General features: G+C 48.4%; 18 protein-coding genes. 6 read left to right on the top strand and 12 right to left on the bottom strand.

Annotated features, from left to right (window positions below):
- Positions 1-3 precede the first annotated feature (3 nt).
- The 6 genes from SG35_RS15815 to SG35_RS15840 all read left to right on the top strand — a co-directional run bounded on the left by SG35_RS15815 (position 4) and on the right by SG35_RS15840 (position 7,665).
- On the top strand, positions 4-1,131 hold the full coding sequence (locus tag SG35_RS15815; protein ID WP_044834826.1) for a glycosyltransferase: 1,128 nt from the start codon (positions 4-6) through the stop codon (positions 1,129-1,131).
- Positions 1,128-2,618, top strand: coding sequence for a GumC family protein (locus SG35_RS15820; RefSeq protein WP_044834825.1), 1,491 nt, complete (start codon positions 1,128-1,130; stop codon positions 2,616-2,618). Before SG35_RS15815 ends, SG35_RS15820 begins: the two co-directional genes overlap by 4 nt.
- Positions 2,615-3,700 carry a glycosyltransferase gene (locus tag SG35_RS15825; RefSeq protein ID WP_044834824.1) on the top strand — a complete coding sequence of 362 codons (1,086 nt, stop codon included), beginning with the start codon at positions 2,615-2,617 and terminating at the stop codon, positions 3,698-3,700. The genes SG35_RS15820 and SG35_RS15825 overlap by 4 nt, the downstream gene beginning before the upstream one ends.
- Positions 3,701-3,942: 242 nt before the next feature.
- On the top strand, positions 3,943-4,755 hold the full coding sequence (locus SG35_RS15830; protein WP_044834823.1) for an OmpA family protein: 813 nt from the start codon (positions 3,943-3,945) through the stop codon (positions 4,753-4,755).
- Positions 4,748-6,958: a polysaccharide biosynthesis/export family protein gene (locus SG35_RS15835; protein ID WP_084692906.1), complete on the top strand. Its 2,211-nt coding sequence runs from the start codon at positions 4,748-4,750 to the stop codon at positions 6,956-6,958. Before SG35_RS15830 ends, SG35_RS15835 begins: the two co-directional genes overlap by 8 nt.
- Positions 6,958-7,665, top strand: a complete 708-nt coding sequence (locus SG35_RS15840; RefSeq protein ID WP_044834822.1) for a P-loop NTPase family protein — start codon at positions 6,958-6,960, stop codon at positions 7,663-7,665. The genes SG35_RS15835 and SG35_RS15840 overlap by 1 nt, the downstream gene beginning before the upstream one ends.
- An 18-nt stretch (positions 7,666-7,683) precedes the next feature.
- Here SG35_RS15840 and SG35_RS15845 read toward each other — a convergent pair whose 3' ends face one another.
- The 12 genes from SG35_RS15845 to gyrA form a co-directional block, all read right to left on the bottom strand.
- The gene (locus SG35_RS15845) at positions 7,684-9,123 is read right to left on the bottom strand and encodes a sigma-54-dependent transcriptional regulator (RefSeq protein WP_044834821.1); all 1,440 of its coding nucleotides are present in this window, start codon (positions 9,121-9,123) and stop codon (positions 7,684-7,686) included.
- A 151-nt stretch (positions 9,124-9,274) separates the two neighbouring features.
- The gene (locus SG35_RS15850; protein ID WP_044834820.1) at positions 9,275-9,814 is read right to left on the bottom strand and encodes a DUF1285 domain-containing protein; all 540 of its coding nucleotides are present in this window, start codon (positions 9,812-9,814) and stop codon (positions 9,275-9,277) included.
- Between the two features lie 221 nt (positions 9,815-10,035).
- Positions 10,036-10,335, bottom strand: coding sequence for a ComEA family DNA-binding protein (locus tag SG35_RS15855; protein WP_044834819.1), 300 nt, complete (start codon positions 10,333-10,335; stop codon positions 10,036-10,038).
- 126 nt (positions 10,336-10,461) lie between these two features.
- Positions 10,462-11,160 (bottom strand): orotidine-5'-phosphate decarboxylase, encoded by a 699-nt coding sequence (gene pyrF / locus SG35_RS15860; protein ID WP_044834818.1) that lies wholly within the window; start codon positions 11,158-11,160, stop codon positions 10,462-10,464.
- Between the two features lie 59 nt (positions 11,161-11,219).
- Complete coding sequence (gene lapB / locus SG35_RS15865) at positions 11,220-12,389, bottom strand: lipopolysaccharide assembly protein LapB (protein ID WP_044834817.1); 1,170 nt, start codon at positions 12,387-12,389, stop codon at positions 11,220-11,222.
- A gap of 6 nt (positions 12,390-12,395) precedes the next feature.
- Entirely contained in the window at positions 12,396-12,644 is a 249-nt protein-coding gene (locus tag SG35_RS15870) for a LapA family protein (protein ID WP_084692913.1), read from the bottom strand.
- A 73-nt stretch (positions 12,645-12,717) separates the two neighbouring features.
- Positions 12,718-13,005 carry an integration host factor subunit beta gene (ihfB, locus tag SG35_RS15875; RefSeq protein ID WP_044834816.1) on the bottom strand — a complete coding sequence of 96 codons (288 nt, stop codon included), beginning with the start codon at positions 13,003-13,005 and terminating at the stop codon, positions 12,718-12,720.
- A gap of 106 nt (positions 13,006-13,111) precedes the next feature.
- Positions 13,112-14,776 (bottom strand): 30S ribosomal protein S1, encoded by a 1,665-nt coding sequence (gene rpsA / locus SG35_RS15880; RefSeq protein WP_044834815.1) that lies wholly within the window; start codon positions 14,774-14,776, stop codon positions 13,112-13,114.
- Positions 14,777-14,896: 120 nt separating this feature from the next.
- A complete protein-coding gene (gene cmk / locus SG35_RS15885) occupies positions 14,897-15,589 on the bottom strand; it encodes a (d)CMP kinase (protein WP_044834814.1) in 693 nt (230 codons plus the stop codon).
- Positions 15,590-15,593: 4 nt separating this feature from the next.
- Entirely contained in the window at positions 15,594-16,925 is a 1,332-nt protein-coding gene (gene aroA / locus SG35_RS15890; protein ID WP_044834813.1) for a 3-phosphoshikimate 1-carboxyvinyltransferase, read from the bottom strand.
- 82 nt (positions 16,926-17,007) lie between these two features.
- On the bottom strand, positions 17,008-18,093 hold the full coding sequence (gene serC, locus SG35_RS15895) for a 3-phosphoserine/phosphohydroxythreonine transaminase (protein WP_044834812.1): 1,086 nt from the start codon (positions 18,091-18,093) through the stop codon (positions 17,008-17,010).
- A 261-nt stretch (positions 18,094-18,354) separates the two neighbouring features.
- Positions 18,355-21,051: a DNA topoisomerase (ATP-hydrolyzing) subunit A gene (gene gyrA, locus SG35_RS15900; protein WP_044834811.1), complete on the bottom strand. Its 2,697-nt coding sequence runs from the start codon at positions 21,049-21,051 to the stop codon at positions 18,355-18,357.
- Positions 21,052-21,117: the final 66 nt, after the last annotated feature.

The raw sequence follows: 21,117 nt of genomic DNA on the forward strand, positions 1-21,117 counted from the left end.
CTTATGAAACGCGATATTATCGTTTTTGGTGAAGACTGGGGCGCACTGCCAAGCAGCACCCAACATATCATCCGCCACCTTTCAAAGGAGCGGAAAGTGATCTGGGTAAACTCCATCGGCCTGCGACACCCGAAACTGAAATTCAAAGATCTCAAGCGTTTGCTGCACAAGTTTGTCAAACTTGTCTTTCGCGGTGAACAGGCCAAACCCCAGAGCTTGCCGAGCGAGCAGTTTGTGCTGGTTAACCCGCAAACCCTGCCCGCCCCCAGACATCACCTGACCCGGAAAATCGGCGCTTACTTCCTGGTACGGCAACTGAAAAAAATCATGGCCTTGCATCAGGTAACCGAGCCTGTGTTATGGACCTCGCTGCCCACGGCAGTGGACGTAGTAGGCAAGCTCGGCGAGTCTTCCGTGGTTTATTATTGCGGCGATGATTTTTCCGCCCTGGCCGGAGTCGATCATGATACCGTCAGCTTAAGGGAAAATGAACTGGTGCAGCGGGCGCAACTGATCCTCACCGCCAGCGAACTGTTAAGCAACAAGTTCCCGTCAAAGATCACCCGTGCCTTGCCCCATGGCGTCGATTTTGATTTATTCGCCACCTCGGCCCCCAGGGCTGCCGATCTACCCGATGACGGCAGACCCATTGCCGGGTTTTATGGCAGCATTTCTCCCTGGCTGGATATCGAATTGCTGGAAAAAGTGGTCTCGCAGTTAAGTCACTGGCATTTTGTCTTTATCGGTGAAATTCATATAGATATCAGTCGCCTGCAATGCCTGGAAAATGTTCACTTCCTCGGCCCCAGGGCCCACCGGTTACTGCCGGGCTATTGCCAGCACTGGACGGTTTCCCTGCTGCCCTTTTGTGATAATGCCCAAATCAGGGCCTGCAACCCGTTAAAATTGCGCGAATATCTGGCCGCGGGTCGTCCCGTGGTCAGTACTGCCTTTCCTGCCCTGAAACCTTACGGCAAGCTAATTGATGTCATCCACAGCGCACCGGCCATGGTTAAGGCCTTAAAACGGGCCCTGGAACGGGATGTTACCCGGGCCAGCCAGAACGCCGTGCTCAAAGATACCTGGGCCGCCCGGGCCGATCAGGTTTCTGAACTGGTAGATACCTTATGACAGATCTCAGCTACCGCTTGCTCTACATCCTGATCGGTGCCTGGCGCAGGCGCTACGTGATTATTTTACCCGCCCTGGTGATGCCGGTGTTGGGTTTAGCGATCTCAAGTTTCAGCGCCAAACATTATCAGGCCCACACCAGCATGCTCATTCAGGAAACGGCAAAGATGAATCCCTTTCTGGAAGATCTCGCCGTCTCCTCCATGCTCAAAGAGAGGCTGGACTCATTACAAACCTTATTACATTCGCGTCATATTCTTTCCAGTGTTGCCGCAGAGATGTCCTTGTTTGCCGCCGATGCCACGCCTGTAGAGCAGGACAGGGTCATCAGTCAGCTCTCCGGTAATTTATCCATGATGATGTCGGGCAAAGATCTTATCCGCATAGATTATCGCTCAACCAGCCCCCATGGCATGAAGGAGATCCTTGAATCGGTGAGCAAACATTTCGTTGAACAGTTGCTGGCACCGGAGCGATCAAGTATGACTGATTCAGTGATATTTTTAAGCAATCATTTGGAGCAGCGGCGCCAGGCACTGGATGAATCTGAAGCTGCCCTGGCCAAATTTAAAGATCTTAATGCCGAAAACATTCCTGAACTGCACGCCGGCAGCATCACCCGCCTGGCAAAATTACGGGAAAAGCTCGCCGAGCTCGAAGCAGAAAAAGCCGGGGTAGAAAAGAGTCTTGGTGGGCTTAACCAGCAATTATCAAAAACCAACCCGGTTATCGGTCGCCTGGAAGAACAGATCATCCGCTACCGGGGAGATTTAACCCTGCTAAAAGCCCGTTATACCGATAATCATTCCAAAGTTCAGGCCAAACAACGCCAGTTAAGGCACCTGGAAAATGAACGCCAGTTGCTGCTCAGCCAAACCCCTAAGCTGATGAAACCCGACCAATTGTGGGATATTGCCAGCGCAGCAACCTCGGGAGATGACAGCAATAACCGTCCTTTGTTGCTGACCCAGCTGGAAAACCTGCAACAAGGGCGCAGCCGCTTGGAGCACCTGAGGGAAGAGTTATCGGTATTAAAAACCATGATCAGCGACTTAGAGCATACCAATGAAAAGTTTGGCGTATACGAGCAGGCACGTTTAAAACTGGAACGGGACTTGAGAGTGAAAAGATCCCTGTATGAAGACCTGCTCAGTCGCCACGAAATGGCTAATATCACGGGCGCATTAAGTATTTTCGAACAAAGTAAACGGATTAAGGTTATCGATCGACCCTACACCCCCAATGCACCGGTGAACTTGCCGGCAGTAGTGTTTGTGCTGGCGGGTATTATCGGCGGTTTATTTACCGGCATTGCCACGGCAATTTTACTTGAGCTTGCCTGTACCTGTATCTATCGCCGCGACCACCTGGAACAACTGGCCGGGGTGGCGCTGTTAAGCCGCATACCGCCGCTAACAGCCGGGACAGCAGGTTCGCCACAGACCGATCCCTTTAATATCAAATCCTTAGCCGGAGAAATATCATGAAAACATCCAAACCCAGCGTCAGCGCACAAGTCGTTCAACACCTGAGTCCGGGAGGCATAGAAACCCTGGTACTGGACCTTATGCGTCACAGCAAGCATAAAACCCTGGTTTTCAGCCTCGAAGGCACCCGGGAGCAGGCCATGGAAAAATGGCCGGTGTTAAAGCCCTTCGCCGATCGCCTGGTATTTCTCAATAAACAACCCGGTTTCCAGCCCAGGGTGATCAAGGCTTTGATCCGGTTATTTTCCTGGCACAAGATTACCTCTGTCCATACCCACCATATTGGCCCCTTGCTTTACGGTGGCCTGGCCAGTCGTTTTTGCGGCATAAAGTCCCTGATCCATACCGAACATGATGCCTGGCATTTAGCCGATAAAAAACGCCGTTTTTTGCAAAAGTGCCTGATAAGCTGCCTGAAACCTTCATGGGTGGCAGATGCACAAGCCGTGGCCGAAAAAGTCAGCGATTACCTGAAAACAAGCAAGGTCAAAGTGATCACCAATGGTATCGACATAGACAAATTTGTCCCCGGAGACCGGCTAAAAGCGCGCCGGCAATTTAATTTGCCGGCAAATGTCAGCCTGATCGGCTGTGCCGCCCGCTTAGAGCCGGTCAAAGGCCAGGATATCCTGATCAAGGCACTCGGTTGCCTGCCCCCTTGTTACCATTTGGCTATAGCCGGTGACGGCAGTACCAAAAATGCCCTCAAGCACCAGGTCAGGCAGGCAGGACTAGGTGCCAGGGTACATTTTCTCGGCGTCGTTGACGATATGCCGAGTTTTTATCAGGCACTGGATGTTTTTTGCCTGCCGTCACGTTTTGAAGGCATGCCGCTAAGCCCGCTGGAAGCCCAGGCCTGCAACATCCCTTCGGTGATCACTAATGTCGGCGGCAGCAGTGAAGTAGTTTGTCAGCAAAGCAGTGTGCTGGTGCCGCCGGAAAAACCGTTTTGCATCGCCGAGGCTATTTTAAATCTTAGCGTAGTATCTTACCGGCAAAATCCCCGGGCTTTCGTCCAACAACAGGGCAATATTAAAGACACGGTATTGGCCTATGATCGATTGGCCAGCGAAAGCGGATGAGGAAGTCAGCAGCACAGGGTCATCAACACAGACAAGTTTCCCCTTGGCAAATAGCATTGCAATCTAAGAATAATTGCAATTTGCCAGGGGGTAAAACATCTACAGGATTATAACTATTTGATTTTACTTTATATTAAATAAAATAAAAGCCTGGCGTAAACTGTGCATTTCTCACATCAATACGAAAAAGCAACCAGGAATAGCAAAACCGAGATTTTGTTATGCCTTAACCGGGAGTAGTAATGATGCACAGACACGCATGCTTTTTGATCCTGATATTCACGTCGGCTTGCAGCTCGGGACCGCCGCACGGTCAAGGCGGCTTTGCCGAACACTCCCTGGACAGCCGTTATCCGGTGGAAGCTGACCAGCCGCTAACGCCGGCACACGGCTTACGCTTTGACTTTAGTCTGTTAAGCCAGCAGCTTGATATTCTGGTGCTTGAAGGCGCCGAATTATGTTTCCCTGCCACTGTCGTACAGGCTAAGACCCGGCAAAAGCGCATCGCCCGGGAAATAGCCGGTGGCCTGGTCTACGACGCCGCCAATGATATTATCATCCAGCGCCGCTTGATTGCCCGTCTCGAACATCAGCTCGATTATGTCAACGAGCATGAAATTTGCGATTTGCCGCAAAGCACAGCATTAGCCAGCCCCGGGGAGCTGGGCGAGAAAATTCAACGCCTGCTCAACCACGATAACCAGTTTGCCACCGACTCTTTTGCCCTTAGCCCCAAATATATGGCGCAACTGGCCGAGGCAGCAATATTATTGAAACAAGCCCCTGAATACCATTTATTGATCACCGGCCATGCCGACGATCGGGGCGATGGCGAGTATAACCAGAAACTGTCCGGTAACAGGGCAAAACAGGTCGCCCGTTATCTGCACATTTTCGGTATCCACGAAACGCGCATCCGGATCAGTGCCATCGGGGAAAATGATCCCCTGTTTCTGGGCAGTGAAGCGCAAATACGCTTGGTCAATCGCCGGGTCAGTATCGAGTTGATTGAACATCCCCAAACACAAGAAAATGGAGGCTGGCAAGATGAGTAATAATATTCAGGTGACCCCGCTGAAAACCAGGCGATTATTCATTGCTTTATTGGCTTTTGCCTGCCTTTTCTCTACACAGGTATTTGCCAACAAAACGGTGACGGTCAATAGCACCGATGCAGAGCTCAGCCAACTTGATGCCCAAGAAAGTGACCACGAGCACCACTACCGTATCCATATCGGGGATAAAATTCACATCGCCCTGCCCGGTGAAGAAAGCCTGAACCAGGGGTTCACCGTGAACAAACAGGGACAAATCATACTCCAGGAAGTCGGCGTACTTGACGTTGCCGGTTTAACGCGGGTGCAGCTGCAGCATAAGGTGATGACGGCGCTTTCCAGGGTGTTTAAAGATCTCAATGGCGCCCAGGTCTACCTGGCCCAAAAACAGAAGCTGGTATTTGTCCTGGGTTACGTCCACACCCCGGGGGAAGTGTTATTACCCGGTGATGCCGATATACAAATGGCGTTAAAGGCGGCCGGTGGTTTAAGGGCCGGTGCCCAGCTTGACCAGCTGCAACTGCGCAAAAGCGGGCAAGCGCCAAAGCGCTTTAACTATAAACGCTATTTGGACAGCGGCGAATCCGATCTCTTGCCGCAACTAAGCTCCATGGATACCCTGTTTGTACCGGCTTCATCAAAAATCGGCAATATTGAAATGGAGTTTGACCCGTCAAAAATTGCCGCCGGCGGCGATGCCACAGACAGGTTGGCGATCAAGGTTTTCGGCGAAGTTCACAGCCAGGGCAGCTTTGTCTTTGATGAAAAATCCAACCTGGTGGAATACCTGATGAAAGCCGGCGGTGTCACCCGTTATGCCGGGGTTGAACAAATACGGGTGATCATCGACAGCAAACCTGTACTCTTTAACCTGACCCGTTACCTTGACAGCGGCGACTTACACTTATTGCCGAAAATCGCCGCCGGCACCACCATCTTTGTCCCGAAAAAAGAAGAGCAGATCAATGCCGGTGCCAATATGATTTATGTCATGGGAGAAGTCTTTAAACCCGGTGCCTATCAGGGGCAGGCTGAAGCCAGTTTTATGGATATCCTCGCTAATGCCGGTGGTCCGACACGGTTTGCCGAGTCGCGCCAGATCCGTATCATCAAGGCAAGCGGCGAGGTCCGCCCCTTTGACTTATCCGCCTATACCGAAGGCAGCTCCAGGGAGGGACTGCCGCACATTCAAGCGGGCGACGCGATATTTGTCCCGGAAAAAACCGATATCAATGAAAAGTCCTGGCTCAAGGTTGCCCCGAGTCGGGCCGTCAGGGTATTGGGGGAAGTGGTCAGACCCGGCCGGGTGGAATGGTCGGATGAAATGTCTTTTCTGGACTTACTCGCCCATGTCGGCGGCCCGACATCAAGGGCTGATACCTCGGGTATAGATATCGTCTCTAAAGACAAACAGGGGACATTGCAAAGTTACCGCTTTGATCTCGACAGTTTTATCAAGCAGGGACGCGCCGAGCACGAACTGCCGACGATTGTTGCCGGGGCCACCATCCGGGTGCATGATTTACCCACAGATCCCACCGACAATAAATCCCAGTGGGTCAGACAAGCATCCGACAAGTCCATCTATGTTTTTGGCCAGGTCGGCGCCCCCGGGCGTTATATGTTTACCGATGATATGCACTTTTTAGATATCCTTGCCGCCGCCGACGGTCCGACGGATAAGGCGGACCTGCGAAATATCCGTATCAGTCACCGTAATAAGAAAACTGCCAAGATATCTAAGGTTAACCTGGCGTTATATTTTGAAACCGGTGATGAACATTTACTGCCGAAAGTCAGCACAGGAGATACCATTTACCTACCGGAGCAGAACCGCCACTGGCTGGAAAAAGCGAAAGAAACCACGGTCAGGGTACTGGGCTCAGTGAATAAACCCGGGCGTTATGCCTTTGATGATAATATGACAATTTTAGATCTGCTGGCCCAGGCCGGCGGCACCAGCGACAGTGCCCATATTGAGAAAATCACTGTCATCAACCTGTCCTGCTGCCGAGATCAGGCCAGAATCTTTGATCTGTCCGGCTTTGCCAAAAGTGCCGATTTCAGCCTTTTGCCTGTGATACGCGCCGGGGATACGGTCTATGTGCCGGATGAGGGAGAAAGTACCCTGGCCAAAGTACGCAACGGATTGGAAAATACCTTCGAACTGGTATCTCTGGCCGCTTTGCTGGGGTTCTTATAATGATGATCCCGGACGGTTATATTGAAATAGAGCGCATCTATGCCGCAATGATGGCGGGCAATGTCCGCTCCCTTGCCGTGACCGCAAGCCAGCCGCAAGAAGGCGTCAGCACGGTTATCAGGGCACTGGCCAGACGTAACCTTAACGCGGGTCGCTCTACCTTGCTGGTGGATTTAAACCTGCACAGTCCCCATCTGAGCAATGCGCTGGCATTGCCGTCATCATCTACACCTGAGCAAGGTCTGTCCAAGCCCCATATGCTTTCATTACACAAAGAAATAAAAATGGCAGTGATCACCGCTCCTGCCAGGCGCGAAGTTATTATGCAGCTCAGGGAGCCGGGCATGCTGGCAAATCATATCCAGGGATGGCTGAAAAACTATGATACCGTGCTTTTAGATACCTCACCGATAGGCTTGCACAACAGCGGCAATTTGCCGGGTGAATATGCCGCCAGTGCCTGTGATGCCTGTATCCTGACGGTATTAGCCGGCGTTACCTCCCAGGCCAGTATCAAAAGCACGATTGAAAAGCTTAACAAGGCACAGGCACTGCTGTTGGGTACGGTAATTAATGACAGGTATAATCCGGGATTAAAACAGGAGTTATTACGCGAAGCCGATAAACTCAGCCGTTATTTTCCCGGCTTTGCCAACCGGGTAAAAAACTGGCTTAACAAATCACATCTGTTGTCCCTTGAACTCTAAAGGCGAAAAAGCAACCCCTTATTCCCAGCTTTGCTTTTTCCGATAAAGGGTAGACGGGCTGACTTCCAGCAAGGCTGCCGCTTTAGGGACATTGCCCTGGCAATAGGCGATAGCCTGCTCTATCGCCTGCTTTTCTACCTGCCATAAAGGCAAGATCCCTTGCTGACCCTGCTGCTCTGTGCTGCCAGGGGTTTCAGTCGCAGACTCTGCCGAAAGCGCTTTTACCGGTGCGGCAAAACCCCCGACCATATTGGATAATGATTTGATAATCATTTCTGAGGTAATTTTTTTGCCGGTATTGAGCACCACCATGCCATGGATAACATTTTCCAGTTGTCTGACATTACCAGGCCAGTCATAACCGCAGATGATCTGAATCGCATCGCGGTTAAAGTCTTGAAAATGCTTACCTTCAAGCCTGGCATACTTTTTCAGGAAAAATCGCGCCAGCAGCAGGATATCGGCCCCCCGCTCCCTCAGCGGCGGCAAGCCAAAAGTAATGACATTTAAACGGTAATATAAGTCTTCTCGAAACTCTCCCGCCATCACGGCTTCGCCGATGGAAGTGGATGAGGCCGAAATAATTTGTGCCTGAAACTGCTGAACCTTAGTGGTACCTAACGGGGTGAACTCCCGCTCCTGAATAACCCGGAGTAATTTTGCCTGCAAGGGTTTGGACAAGGTGGTGATTTCATCAAGAAACAAGGTACCGTTTTTTGCAGCAGCAAATAGCCCTTCCTGCGCACTGACCGCCCCGGTAAAAGCCCCTTTGCTATGACCAAAAAGCTGGGACTCCATCAAATGCTCGGTGAAGTTGGCACAGTTCACCCCGATAAAAGGCTCATCCTGATGAAAACCTTCCAGATGACAGGCCTTGGCCACCAGCTCTTTGCCTGTCCCTGTTTCGCCGGTGATAAAAACCGGGGCATTGGTGCTGGCGGCATGACGGATACTGTCGAATAATTCATTCATGCTGTCATCTGCCGCCACCAGACCGTGAAAATTTACCGGTGTTCCCGGCAGCAGACTTTCTCTTTCCTGATGATCCGTCGAATTCGTCACCAGCACTTCCAGCGCTTTATTAACAATAAACTTCAACTCGTTATTGTCCCAGGGCTTGCAGATAAAACGTTCCACCACCCCGGCATTAAAGGCAGCGGAGACTTTGCCAAAATCCTGGTAAGCCGACAGGATAATACGCTGCGAATGCGGCCAATAATGCCGGATCTTGGTTAAAAATTCACAGCCGTCCATTTCCGGCATGCGCTGATCTGAAATCACCACCTCCACCGGATGCTGCTCACTGTATTGCAAGGCTTCAAGTGCCGAATTAAAAGTGACGATATTGGCTTCTATGCCCCTTAGGGTTCTTTTTAAACTGGACAGGATCCCCTCTTCATCATCAAGTAACAATAAAGTAGGTAAGATATTGCTATTCTCCGGGCTTTGCACAGGCATATCAGCTCAATTCCTTCGATTATCAGACGGATATAAGCAAAGCATAGTCTATAAATTACTTGGCTGTGCAAATTGAGAGGATATTTGCATTTTGCAAATGCCAGCTAAGATAAATCAAGGCTGGCAGCAAAAGGAATGGCTCTGTGATTTTTTAAAAGCGCCCCAGAACCAGCTCATGCCCGCCACAAGGCAGGATTAACTCGGTTCCTTGTGGGGTTATTCGCTCTTTGGCAAGATCTGCCCACTGATAAAACACATTACGGTGAACTTTCGCCAGCAGGTTACGGCGCACCGTCACATACAAACAGCCGTTATCAGCAATATGCAAAGGATGGTTTTCCCCAAAAATAAATTCATCACCAAGGTTAGTGGCAAGGTGCATGTCACCATATTCACCTTCCTGTCCCCAAGACCACTGGCTCAGGATAAAAGGAACATCTTCAACGGTGATTTTAATTTTTTCCACCGGGGTTACCAGGAAATAATCATCCCGTTCTTTTTTTAATACCGAAGCAAAGAGTTTAACTAACTTTTGCCGCTTAAAAACAGTCCCGTTGTGATACCAGCTGCCGTCCTTTTTGATGACTAAATTCATTTCACCACAATAGGGAGGATCCCATAATTCAACCGGCGGCAACTTTTGCTCTGTACCTGAATGCTTTAGCTGCGAAGATATTTTTTCCAGTGACATAAACCATTTCCATAACATGCGCTTATAAGCAATATTTTACCATTTTTCACGGTAAAGGTGTTATATAAGGCCATAGGTTATTTTGATAAGCAAGAGCAGCTTTCGGGGGCATTGCAACAAAAGCAACAGGATATTTCGGCAGGCAAGTGCGGGGCATATGCAAATAAAGTTTGACAGCTTATGCCCCTGAGCAGAACTCGTGATCAAAGATTTCCCGTTAACTAAATTTTTAACCGCTGAATATTATCTGCCAGGACCTTGGCCCCTATGCCTTTTACCTTAAGCAGATCATCGACACTGGCAAATTTTCCATTCGTTTCCCGATAGCTAATAATGGCTTGCGCCCGTTTCTTGCCAACACCTTTTAATGAGATCAAATCATCCAGACTGGCCTGGTTAATATCTACCGCCTGGCTGGCAACATCCATAGCTTTAGCTTGCTCCGGCATTTGCTTGGCAATGGATACGGCACTAAAACAAGTTAACAGCGCGATCAACAGCAATGAAGAAATGTTTTTCATGACAAAATCCTTCTATATCAAATATTCCTACAGGGGGTTAAATAAGTGGCCGTTGAAATCGGCCACTTATTATTTTTAGAAGTGATTCTTGCCTTTGTCAAAAAGAAGTGGAACTTTATTCCGGCACTAACCCATAAGCGATTGATTAATATCTAACAGCACCTGATGCGGATCGGCGGCTTTAGTGATCGGGCGACCAACAACCAAATAATCAACCCCGGCGGCAACCGCCTGCTCAGGTGTCATAATACGTTTTTGATCATTGCTGGCAGCCCCCGCAGGACGAATGCCGGGTGTGATCAGTTTAAACTCCTCACCAAAAGCGGCTTTTAACTTTTCGGCTTCCCAGGCAGAGCAAACAACACCGTCCAGACCGCAGTCTTTGGTCAACCCTGCCAGGCGCATCACCTGCTGCTCAGGGGAAGCATCAATGCCTATACCTTGTAAGTCTTCTTCTCCCATGCTGGTTAACACGGTTACCGCAATTAATAACGGCGCCTTGTCACCATAGGCTTCCAGGGCTTCTTTTGCCTTTAACATCATTTCCCGGCCGCCGCTGGCATGGACATTTACCATCCACACGCCAAGATCCGCCGCCGCGGTCACTGCTTTCGCCACGGTATTGGGGATATCGTGGAATTTCAGATCCAGGAAAACATCAAAACCTTTATCCACCAACTCACGTACAAATTCAGGGCCAAAATAAGTAAACATTTCCTTGCCAACTTTTAACCGGCAATCATTGCTGTCAATTTTATCGACAAAAGACAAAGCCTGCGCTTTGTTATCAAAATCCAACGCAACCAGGACTTTTGCATCATTCATCATTTTTACCCTTGTGTATCCTAAAAATTAAACAAAAACATCGCTCAAACGGGCGAAACCTACTCACCTTCGAGCCCGCGCACCGGTTTTAACTGCTCCCAGCCATGACAGGACGGACATGACCAGTAATGGGTACTGCTATTAAAACCACAGGTATGGCAAGTATAACGGGGTCTCATATTCAAATAAGCCGAGATCAGCTCTTTAATGACATCCAGACCTTCACTGGTGTGATTATCCTCTGAATCTGTCATCTGCATTTTTACAAAATGTTTAAAGCCACGTATCGTCGGCCGCCTTTTCAGCGCCGACAATAAAAATTCTTTCGCTTTATTAACGCCGTACCTGGACTCCAGATACGTTAAATATTTCAGCAAGGCACTTGAGCTGCCGGTTTCTTCATAGACCTTACGGATAAAGGTGAAAAACTCTTCTTCAATATCCTGATGGACATAACAGGCATGCATAGGTTCGATAACCTCGGGAAAAAAGTCCTTGTCTTGCTGGTAAATATCCCGGTAACACTGGCTCGCTTCCCGATACTGCTGGTGGTTTTCATAAATCTGCGCCATCAGCCAGTTGGCGCGACAGGAGTTGGGATCATAACTTAAGGCATTTTCCAACAGCTCCAGCACTTCAATAAATTCATCTTTCTCCAGTGCCGTGGTCGCCAGTTCACAGTAGAAATTTGCCAGAGTATGCAACAGCCGCTTGTCTTTGGTTTTAACAATCACTTTTTTTAAAGCTATCCCCTGCTGCCAGTCTTTGGTGGACTGAAAAATCTGCATCAGATAGGTTAAAGCTTTCAAACCATAGGTCTTGGACTTTAACACTTTTGTAAACATTTTTTCGGCGCGGTCATATAAACCGGCACTTAAAAAATCTTTACCCAGCTCAAACACCGCCTGCTGTTTATCCTGGCTAGGTAAATGGCTTTGCCTCACCAGATATTCATGCACTTTTAATGCCCGATCGAGCTCACCACGGCGACGAAATAAATTGGCCATGGCAAAGTGGGCTTCAACGGTATCATCTTCCACCTTCAAGGCCTCAATCAGGTAATCTATCGCCTTGTCCTGCTGGTTCGAGAGCAAGTAATTTAAACCGGTGGAATATTTGATCGACAAGTCCTGCTTGGCACTTTGATCTTTTTGTTTAATGCTGTTGCGCCCCATAAACCAGCCATAACCCATGGCAATGGGCAACAACAGAAATAACAGCTCTAGCATATCTTATCAGCTAACCTTAATGTCTTGAGAGGATGATTTTTTACCGCCTAAGGCAGAGACGAACTTCCATAACAGGGCAGTAAGCAAACCTAAGAAAAACCCTATGCCGGTAAACAGGCTCACCATTTGTGCAACTGTGGGCTGTGCTACTGCGATCAAATAGTTAAGGTCAACAATCTGGTTATTCTGAGTGGCGAAAATAAAAGCAATAGCAAACAGGATCAAGATGAAAAAAGACAAGAGAACAATGCGCAAACCAACCCCCGTAAAAGTGTGATTAAAAAAAACGGCATGCCGTAGCATGCCGTTGATTAGCTAAATTAAAAAATTAAGCATGGGAAAGGTTAACCCTTTCCCGTAATTCTTTACCGGGTTTAAAATGTGGAACATATTTACCGGATAGCTCTACGGCATCACCCGTTTTAGGGTTTCTGCCTACTCGAGGAGCACGAAAATGTAGCGAAAAACTACCAAATCCTCTTATTTCTATCCGCTCACCTTTTGACAAAGATTGCGCCATCATTTCAAGAATTTCTTTAATAGCTTGTTCGACATCTTTAGCAGATAAATGATTTAATTTCTCTGCCAATCTTTCAATGAGTTCTGACTTGGTCATTCGACCTCCCAGTGATTCATTTAGCTTCGCGCCAATGGAGTTAAAACTTGAGGGGAAGCATTTCTCAAAGGTTAATGAAACCTTCCCCTCACCTGCCCGCTAAAAATTAGTTTTTAGCGTTTTTGAATGCTTCGGCCATAGCATTTGAGAAACCAGCGTCTTCGCTCTTGTTAAGGCTTTCCATGGCTTGACGTTCGTCAGCCTGGTCTTTCGCTTTAACAGATAAGCTGATAGTGCGGTTCTTACGATCTACACCAACAAACTTAGTTTCTACAGAGTCACCAACAGATAATTCTGTCGTGGCATCTTCAACACGATCAACTGAAATATCAGCAGCACGTAAGTAACCTTCAACGCCTTCGGCTAATTCTACTTTAGCACCTTTGGCATCTACTTCGATGACCTTACCAGTAACAATAGCACCTTTTTTGTTATCTGTCAGATACATATTGAACGGATCGTCTTCGGCTTGTTTAACGCCTAAAGAGATACGCTCGCGCTCTGGGTCAACCTGAAGAACAACCGCTGTGATCTCGTCACCTTTCTTGTATTCACGAACAACTTCTTCACCGCCGTTCCAAGAAATATCAGATAAGTGAACCAGACCGTCAATGCCGCCGTCAAGGCCGATGAAGATACCAAAGTCAGTGATTGACTTGATCTTACCGCTAACCTTATCGCCTTTGTTGAAGTTCTTAGCGAACTCTTCCCAAGGGTTCGGGATGCATTGCTTAAGGCCAAGAGAAATACGACGACGCTCTTCGTCAATTTCAAGCACCATAACTTCAACAGTATCACCCAGGTTAACAACCTTAGACGGGTGGATGTTTTTGTTGGTCCAATCCATTTCAGAAACGTGAACAAGACCTTCAACGCCTTCCTGGATTTCAACGAAACAACCGTAGTCGGTCAGGTTAGTGATACGACCAGAAAGTTTAGAACCTTCCGGGTAACGGTTAGCAATAGCTACCCATGGATCTTCGCCTAACTGCTTCATCCCCAGAGATACACGGGTACGTTCACGGTCGAATTTAAGTACTTTAACCTGGATTTCATCGCCAACGTTAACGATTTCACTTGGGTGCTTAACGCGCTTCCAAGCCATGTCGGTGATGTGCAATAAGCCGTCAATGCCGCCAAGATCTACGAACGCACCGTAGTCAGTCAGGTTCTTAACGATACCTTTAACTTCTTGACCTTCTTGCAGAGACTCTAATAATTGATCACGTTCTTCACTGCTTTCGTTTTCGATAACAGCGCGACGAGAAACAACAACGTTATTACGCTTTTGATCAAGCTTAATAACTTTGAATTCTAAATCTTTACCTTCAAGGTGAGCTGTGTCACGTACAGGACGTACATCAACCAGTGAACCAGGTAAGAAAGCACGGATGTTGCTCACTTCAACAGTGAAACCGCCTTTAACTTTACCATTGATAACACCGATAACAGTCTCTTTTTCTTCGTAAGCTTTTTCAAGCACTTGCCAAGCTTCGTGGCGTTTTGCTTTTTCACGAGAAAGGATAGTTTCACCGAAACCGTCATCCGTTGCATCTAATGCAACATCGATTTCATCACCGATGTTAATTTCTACTTCGCCAGCCGTGTTCTTGAACTGGTCGATAGAAATAACACTTTCAGATTTTAAGCCGGCGTCAACAATAACATTGTCTTTGTTGATGGCTACCACGGTTCCTTTGATAATAGAACCTGGACGTGTTTCGATCTCTTTTAAACTTTCTTCAAAAAGTTGTGCAAAATTTTCAGTCATAACCTGTGTATATACTCAGTTATTAATCCAATCAACTTGCCTGTGTCATGGGGTTATTGATAAAGCCTTATGCATCCTTACAATAGGCATATGTTTGTACTCTTAATAATACAATTAAAATTAAGAGGCTTTGTCCTGCGTTAATTTCTCATTGGTAAATGAGAGGATTTTATTCACCACCTCTTGTATCGAAAGGCTAGTAGAATCAACAATTAACGCGCCTTCTGCCGGCACTAACGGCGCAACCGGACGGGTACGATCCCGTTCGTCTCGCTGACGTATGTCATCCAAAAGGCGCCCGATTTTAACATCAAAGCCTTTTTCTTTCAACTGTTTAAATCGCCGCTGTGCTCTTTCTTCCGCACTGGCGGTGAGAAAAACCTTCACCGGGGCGTCGGGGAAAACCACAGTGCCCATGTCCCGGCCGTCGGCCACCAGGCCGGGAGACATCTTAAAGGCACGCTGGCGCCGCAGCAGTGCTTCCCTCACCCGTGGAAAGGCCGCCACCTTAGAGGCTAGTTCGCCAATTTCTTCCATGCGGATGGACTGGGTAACATTCTCCCCTTCAAGGATGATTTTGACCTCTTCTCCGGTAACTTCAAACTGCACATCTAAATGCGCCGCCATCGGGATCAGGGGCTCTTCCTCTTCGACACTGACATTATGGTGCTGGATTGCAACCGCCAGCACCCGGTAGATGGCGCCGCTGTCAAGCAGATGCCAGCCGAGCTGGTCGGCGATAATTTTCGCAACCGTGCCCTTACCGGCGCCGCTCGGGCCATCTACTGTAATTACGGGGACTTGTTCGTTCATTTGATTATTCCTGATTTAGCGACAGGCCAACTTGATTTGCCAAAGCTACAAAGTTTGGAAATGAAGTGGCGACGTTATCACAATCCAATATCGTGACCGCGCCGGTCGCTCTTAATGAGCTGATAGCAAACGACATGGCGATACGGTGATCATCCTGGCTGTCCACTGTGCCAGACGTGATTTGTCCACCGATAATATCAATACCATCATCGTATACCGTACAGTTTATATCTAAAATGGTTAAACCATCAGCCATCGCCTGAATGCGATCACTTTCTTTCACTCTTAATTCTTCTGCCCCGCGCAAGCGTGTGGTGCCCGTTGCGCAAGCCGCGGCAATAAATATAGCGGGGAATTCATCAATGGCAAGGGGAACATCCCTTTCATCGATATCAATACCTTGTAAATTCGACGATTTTACCAGGATATCGGCAACCGGCTCCCCTCCCGCCATGCGTTCGTTCATCACGGTGAGATCGCCGTTCATTTGTTTCAAAATATTAATCGCGCCGATGCGGGTCGGGTTCATACCGACATTTTTGATGGTTATTTGACCTTCTTTGGCGATAAGGCCCGCCACCATGAAGAAAGTAGCCGATGAAATATCACCCGGCACCTGGATATCACAGGCTTTAAGCTTATGACCACCTTCGATAGAAATCTTATTGCCTTCAACAGTTACCGGGTAACCAAAAGCGGTCAGCATACGCTCGGTATGATCCCGGGTAATGCCCGGCTCGGTGACACTGGTAGTGCCGCTCGCATACATACCGGCAAGTAAGACACAGGATTTCACCTGGGCACTGGCCATGGGCAGATCATAGTGAATCGCATTTAACTGCTGATCTTGCCCCAATGCCTGGGTAACCACAGGCGGGGTACCGTCAACGGCGGCATCAATATTGGCGCCCATCTGCTTTAACGGCGTGATCACCCGGCCCATAGGGCGTTTGTTCAGTGAGCTGTCACCGGCCATGCTGGCGTTAAAACGCTGTCCCGCCAAAATACCGGATAACAGACGAATGGAAGTGCCTGAGTTTCCAATATCCAGCGGCTTTTCAGGTGCCGTCAAACCATGTAATCCTTTACCATAAACCGTCACATTTTGCTCAGCATCCGGCCCTTCAATCTCGATACCCATGGCTTTAAAGCTGTTCATGGTAGCAAGACAATCCTGTCCCGGTAAAAAACCGGAAATATGGGTTGTGCCTTCGGCCAGTGCGCCGAACATGATGGAGCGATGAGAAACCGATTTATCACCGGGAACAGTGATCTCTCCGTTGACGGCATTAGCGGGGGTTGCGATAAAACTAAGCGATGTTGATTCTTGTGACATGTTTTTTCCAAATTATTGTTTATAAGTACTGTTTACTCTTGTTTGTTGCTGCTTGTTTGTTATTTTTTGTCGTTTACTGTCTTTAACTTTGCTCTGCGGCAAATTTATCCATAAAGGCGACCAGGGCTTTAACCCCTTCAATCGGCATGGCGTTGTAAATGCTGGCACGCATTCCCCCCACCATACGGTGGCCCTTAAGGGCCAGCAAACCGTGTTTTTCGGCCTGCGCTAAAAACCGGGCATTGAGGCTTTCATCTTTAAGCCAGAACGGCACATTCATTAAACTGCGCTGCTCAGGGATAACGTTATTATAATAAAAGCCGCTGTTATCTATATATTGATACAATAATTTTGCTTTGGCCTGATTGCGTTTGGCAATTTCCGCCACACCGCCTAAGTCTTTAAGCCACTGAAATACCAGGCCGGCTAAATACCAGGCATAGGTCGGCGGGGTATTATACATGGAATCATTTTCTGCCAGCAGCTGGTAATTCATGATTGCCGGTGTGCCTTTAGCGGCATTGCCGAGTAAATCTTCACGTACGATGACTAAAGTTAACCCCGACGGACCGATATTTTTCTGTGCTCCGGCATAAATGACGCCAAATTTTGTTACATCAATTTCATGAGACAAAATGGTCGATGACATATCGGCGACAATCGGCACACCAAAGGTTTCGGGTAAATCGAAAATTTCAATGCCGTCTACGGTTTCATTGGGACAAAAATGCACATAAGCAGCATCCTGATTTAATTGCCAGTCTTGTGGCGCCAGCACGCTTTTGCTGTCGGTGTGCGCTTGCGTGATATCGAGAATATTGATCTCACCATACTGGGCTGCTTCTTTCGCCGCCGCTTTCGACCAGGAGCCGGAAACAATATAATCCGCCGACTTTCCGGGCTTAAGCAGGTTTAAAGGTACGGCAGAGAACTGTCCGCGGCCGCCGCCATGGCAAAAAAGTACCTTATAATTTTCAGGGATATTGAGTAACTGACGCAGATCGGCCTCAGCCTTGCTCGCCAGGGCAACAAATTCTTTGCTGCGGTGGCTTAATTCCATCACCGAGCAGCCTGTGTCCTGCCAGTTAATAAACTCTTGCTGAGCCTTAGCCATCACCTCATGGGGTAACATGGCCGGCCCCGCACAAAAATTAAAAATACCAGACATATAACGCAATTATCCTCTGTTAATAGTGTTTTGCTTTTTCTTCGTTATCTTCAAAAAAACTTCAAAAGAGTTGTCAAAAATTCGCCAAAGCTGAGTATCCCTCATTTCACTGCTATTATTCGGCAAGTACACGGCAAATCAGCAAAAACGGCAAGGGTGAAAATGCCATTACTGTTCATCCATAAAGCCATGACATACATTAGCTCCTGTAAATAAAAAAAGGGCGGTAAATCCGCCCTTAATGCTTATCCGTTGCGGTGATTATTCCTCTTCACCGCCGCTGAGCGTTTCGCCGTCATTTTCAACAGCCCCCTGCTCGGCTGAAGCATCAGTGGCTTCGGCTGAAGACTCTTTGCTTTCGGCTGAAGGCTCACCAGCGTCTTCACCCGCCTGCTCGCTTTCTTCGATTTCATCGATGCGCTGCAAGGCCACCACATGCTCGTCGTCCGCGGTACGGATCAAACGTACCCCCTGGGTATTACGGCCGATAACGCTGACCTCATTCACCCGGGTGCGGACCAGAGTGCCGTTATCGGTGATCAGCATGATTTCATCCTGCTCTTCCACCTGCACCGCGCCGACAACAGGTCCGTTACGTTCACTGACCTTAATGGAAACCACACCTTTAGTCGCGCGGCTCTTAGCCGGGTATTCTTCCAGCTCGGTACGTTTACCAAAACCGTTCTGGGTTACCGTCAGTACCGGCCCCTCGTTATGAGGCACGATAAGTGAGACCACCTTCTCGTCACCTTCAAGCTTCATGCCGCGTACCCCGGTAGCATTACGGCCAACCGGTTTAACCACGAAGTTCTCATCATCCGGGTTTTTCTTACCTTCGGTAAAACGTACCACCTTACCGGCATCGGAGAACAACATGATATCGTTGTCGCCGTTGGTGATGTCGACCCCTATCAGGGTATCGTCTTCACGTAAGTTAATGGCAATAATACCGTTGGCGCGCGGACGGGAATATTCCGTCAAGCGGGTTTTCTTCACCGTCCCCGATGCCGTTGCCATGAAGATATACTTATCTTCTTCGTATTCGCGTACCGGCAAGATGGCGGTAATGCGTTCGTTATCTTCAAGTGGCAAGATGTTGACAATCGGACGGCCACGGGCCGTTCTGCTTGCCAGCGGCAACTGGAAGACTTTTAACCAGTACATGCGTCCCCGGTTGGAGAAACACAAAATCGTATCATGGGTATTGGCCACCAGCAGACGTTCGATGAAGTCTTCTTCCTTCATCTTAGTAGCTGCCTTACCCTTACCGCCACGGCGCTGGGCTTCATAATCGGTTAATGCCTGGTATTTGACATAACCTTCATGGGACAGGGTCACCACAACATCTTCTTCGTTGATCAAATCTTCCATGGAAAGATCATGGGAAGCAGAGCTTATCTCGGTACGACGCTCATCACCAAAATCATCACGAATCACTTCCAGCTCTTCGCGAATAACTTCCATCAAACGCTCAGGAGATGCAAGAATATGCATCAATTCGGCAATAAGGTCTAATAACGCTTTGTACTCACTTAGAATTTTTTCATGTTCTAAGCCGGTTAACTTATGCAGTCTTAAGTCCAGGATCGCCTGGGCTTGTTGAATGGTTAAGTAATACTGACCGTCACGGATGCCAAATTCCGGCTCCAGCCACTCAGGGCGGGCGGCATCGTTACCGGCAGCGCTAAGCATATCGGCAACATTACCTAAGGCCCAGCCGCGGGAAACCAGGGCTTCCTTGGCATCACTTGGCGACGGCGAATTCTTGATCAGCTCAATAATCGGGTCGATATTTGCCAATGCAATCGACAAGCCTTCTAAGATGTGCGCACGCTCACGGGCTTTACGCAATTCAAAGATGGTCCGGCGGGTCACCACTTCACGGCGGTGCAAGACAAAGGCTTCGAGCATTTCTTTGACATTGAACAGTTTCGGCTGGCCGTTCGCCAGGGCTACCATATTCAAACCAAAAGAAACCTGCATTTGCGTCAGCTTGTAAAGGTTGTTTAATACCACCTCGCCGACTTCACCGCGCTTAACTTCGATAACCATACGCATGCCGTCTTTATCCGACTCATCACGTAAGGCGGAAATGCCTTCAATGCGTTTCTCTTTAACCAGCTCCGCCATTTTTTCAATCAAGCGAGCCTTGTTCACCTGATAAGGTAATTCGTGCACGATAATGGTTTCTTTGCCCGAAGTTTCGTTGACTTCAATTTCAGCGCGGGCGCGAATTTTTATCTTACCGCGGCCGGTGCGGTAGGCTTCCTGAATACCGGCACGGCCACTGATGATACCCGCGGTCGGGAAATCCGGTCCCGGGATATGCTCCATAATCTCTTCAATAGTGATGTCGCTGTTATCAATCAGCGCCAGGCAACCGTTGATCACTTCGGTTAAGTTATGGGGCGGTATGTTAGTCGCCATGCCCACGGCAATACCAGAAGTACCGTTTACCAGCAAGTTAGGAATGCGGGTCGGCATTACCGCCGGTATATGCTCAGTGCCGTCGTAGTTAGGCACAAAATCAACGGTTTCTTTATCTAAGTCCGCCAGGATGGAATGGGCAATTTTTGCCATGCGGATTTCGGTATAACGCATCGCCGCGGCAGAATCACCGTCAACCGAGCCGAAGTTACCTTGTCCGTCAACCAACATGTAACGTAAAGAGAATGGCTGCGCCATCCTGACAATTGTGTCATAAACAGCGGTATCCCCATGAGGGTGATATTTACCGATAACGTCACCAACTACACGGGCAGACTTTTTATATGCTTTATTCCAGTCATTGCCCAAAACGTTCATGGCGTATAATACACGGCGGTGAACGGGTTTGAGGCCATCGCGTACATCTGGAAGTGCACGCCCGACGATTACGCTCATGGCGTAATCTAAGTATGAGGTTTTAAGCTCATCTTCAATATTAACTGGAACTATTTCTTTAGCCAGATCGGTCATAAATCGACGGTATCCCTTAAATCAGAAAATTTTCGAACTTATTATTCTTAATCGACTGGGGATATT

The sequence above is a fragment of the Thalassomonas actiniarum genome, from assembly GCF_000948975.2.
Lineage (GTDB): Bacteria > Pseudomonadota > Gammaproteobacteria > Enterobacterales > Alteromonadaceae > Thalassomonas > Thalassomonas actiniarum.

What these genes read in the sequence shown, in the direction of transcription:
- SG35_RS15815 (WP_044834826.1), top strand. Translation starts at nt 4, where the DNA reads ATGAAACGCGATATTATCGTTTTTGGTGAAGACTGGGGCGCACTGCCA.
- SG35_RS15820 (WP_044834825.1), top strand. Translation starts at nt 1,128, where the DNA reads ATGACAGATCTCAGCTACCGCTTGCTCTACATCCTGATCGGTGCCTGG.
- SG35_RS15825 (WP_044834824.1), top strand. Translation starts at nt 2,615, where the DNA reads ATGAAAACATCCAAACCCAGCGTCAGCGCACAAGTCGTTCAACACCTG.
- SG35_RS15830 (WP_044834823.1), top strand. Translation starts at nt 3,943, where the DNA reads ATGATGCACAGACACGCATGCTTTTTGATCCTGATATTCACGTCGGCT.
- SG35_RS15835 (WP_084692906.1), top strand. Translation starts at nt 4,748, where the DNA reads ATGAGTAATAATATTCAGGTGACCCCGCTGAAAACCAGGCGATTATTC.
- SG35_RS15840 (WP_044834822.1), top strand. Translation starts at nt 6,958, where the DNA reads ATGATGATCCCGGACGGTTATATTGAAATAGAGCGCATCTATGCCGCA.
- SG35_RS15845 (WP_044834821.1), bottom strand. Translation starts at nt 9,123, where the DNA reads ATGCCTGTGCAAAGCCCGGAGAATAGCAATATCTTACCTACTTTATTG.
- SG35_RS15850 (WP_044834820.1), bottom strand. Translation starts at nt 9,814, where the DNA reads ATGTCACTGGAAAAAATATCTTCGCAGCTAAAGCATTCAGGTACAGAG.
- SG35_RS15855 (WP_044834819.1), bottom strand. Translation starts at nt 10,335, where the DNA reads ATGAAAAACATTTCTTCATTGCTGTTGATCGCGCTGTTAACTTGTTTT.
- pyrF (WP_044834818.1), bottom strand. Translation starts at nt 11,160, where the DNA reads ATGAATGATGCAAAAGTCCTGGTTGCGTTGGATTTTGATAACAAAGCG.
- lapB (WP_044834817.1), bottom strand. Translation starts at nt 12,389, where the DNA reads ATGCTAGAGCTGTTATTTCTGTTGTTGCCCATTGCCATGGGTTATGGC.
- ihfB (WP_044834816.1), bottom strand. Translation starts at nt 13,005, where the DNA reads ATGACCAAGTCAGAACTCATTGAAAGATTGGCAGAGAAATTAAATCAT.
- rpsA (WP_044834815.1), bottom strand. Translation starts at nt 14,776, where the DNA reads ATGACTGAAAATTTTGCACAACTTTTTGAAGAAAGTTTAAAAGAGATC.
- cmk (WP_044834814.1), bottom strand. Translation starts at nt 15,589, where the DNA reads ATGAACGAACAAGTCCCCGTAATTACAGTAGATGGCCCGAGCGGCGCC.
- aroA (WP_044834813.1), bottom strand. Translation starts at nt 16,925, where the DNA reads ATGTCACAAGAATCAACATCGCTTAGTTTTATCGCAACCCCCGCTAAT.
- serC (WP_044834812.1), bottom strand. Translation starts at nt 18,093, where the DNA reads ATGTCTGGTATTTTTAATTTTTGTGCGGGGCCGGCCATGTTACCCCAT.
- gyrA (WP_044834811.1), bottom strand. Translation starts at nt 21,051, where the DNA reads ATGACCGATCTGGCTAAAGAAATAGTTCCAGTTAATATTGAAGATGAG.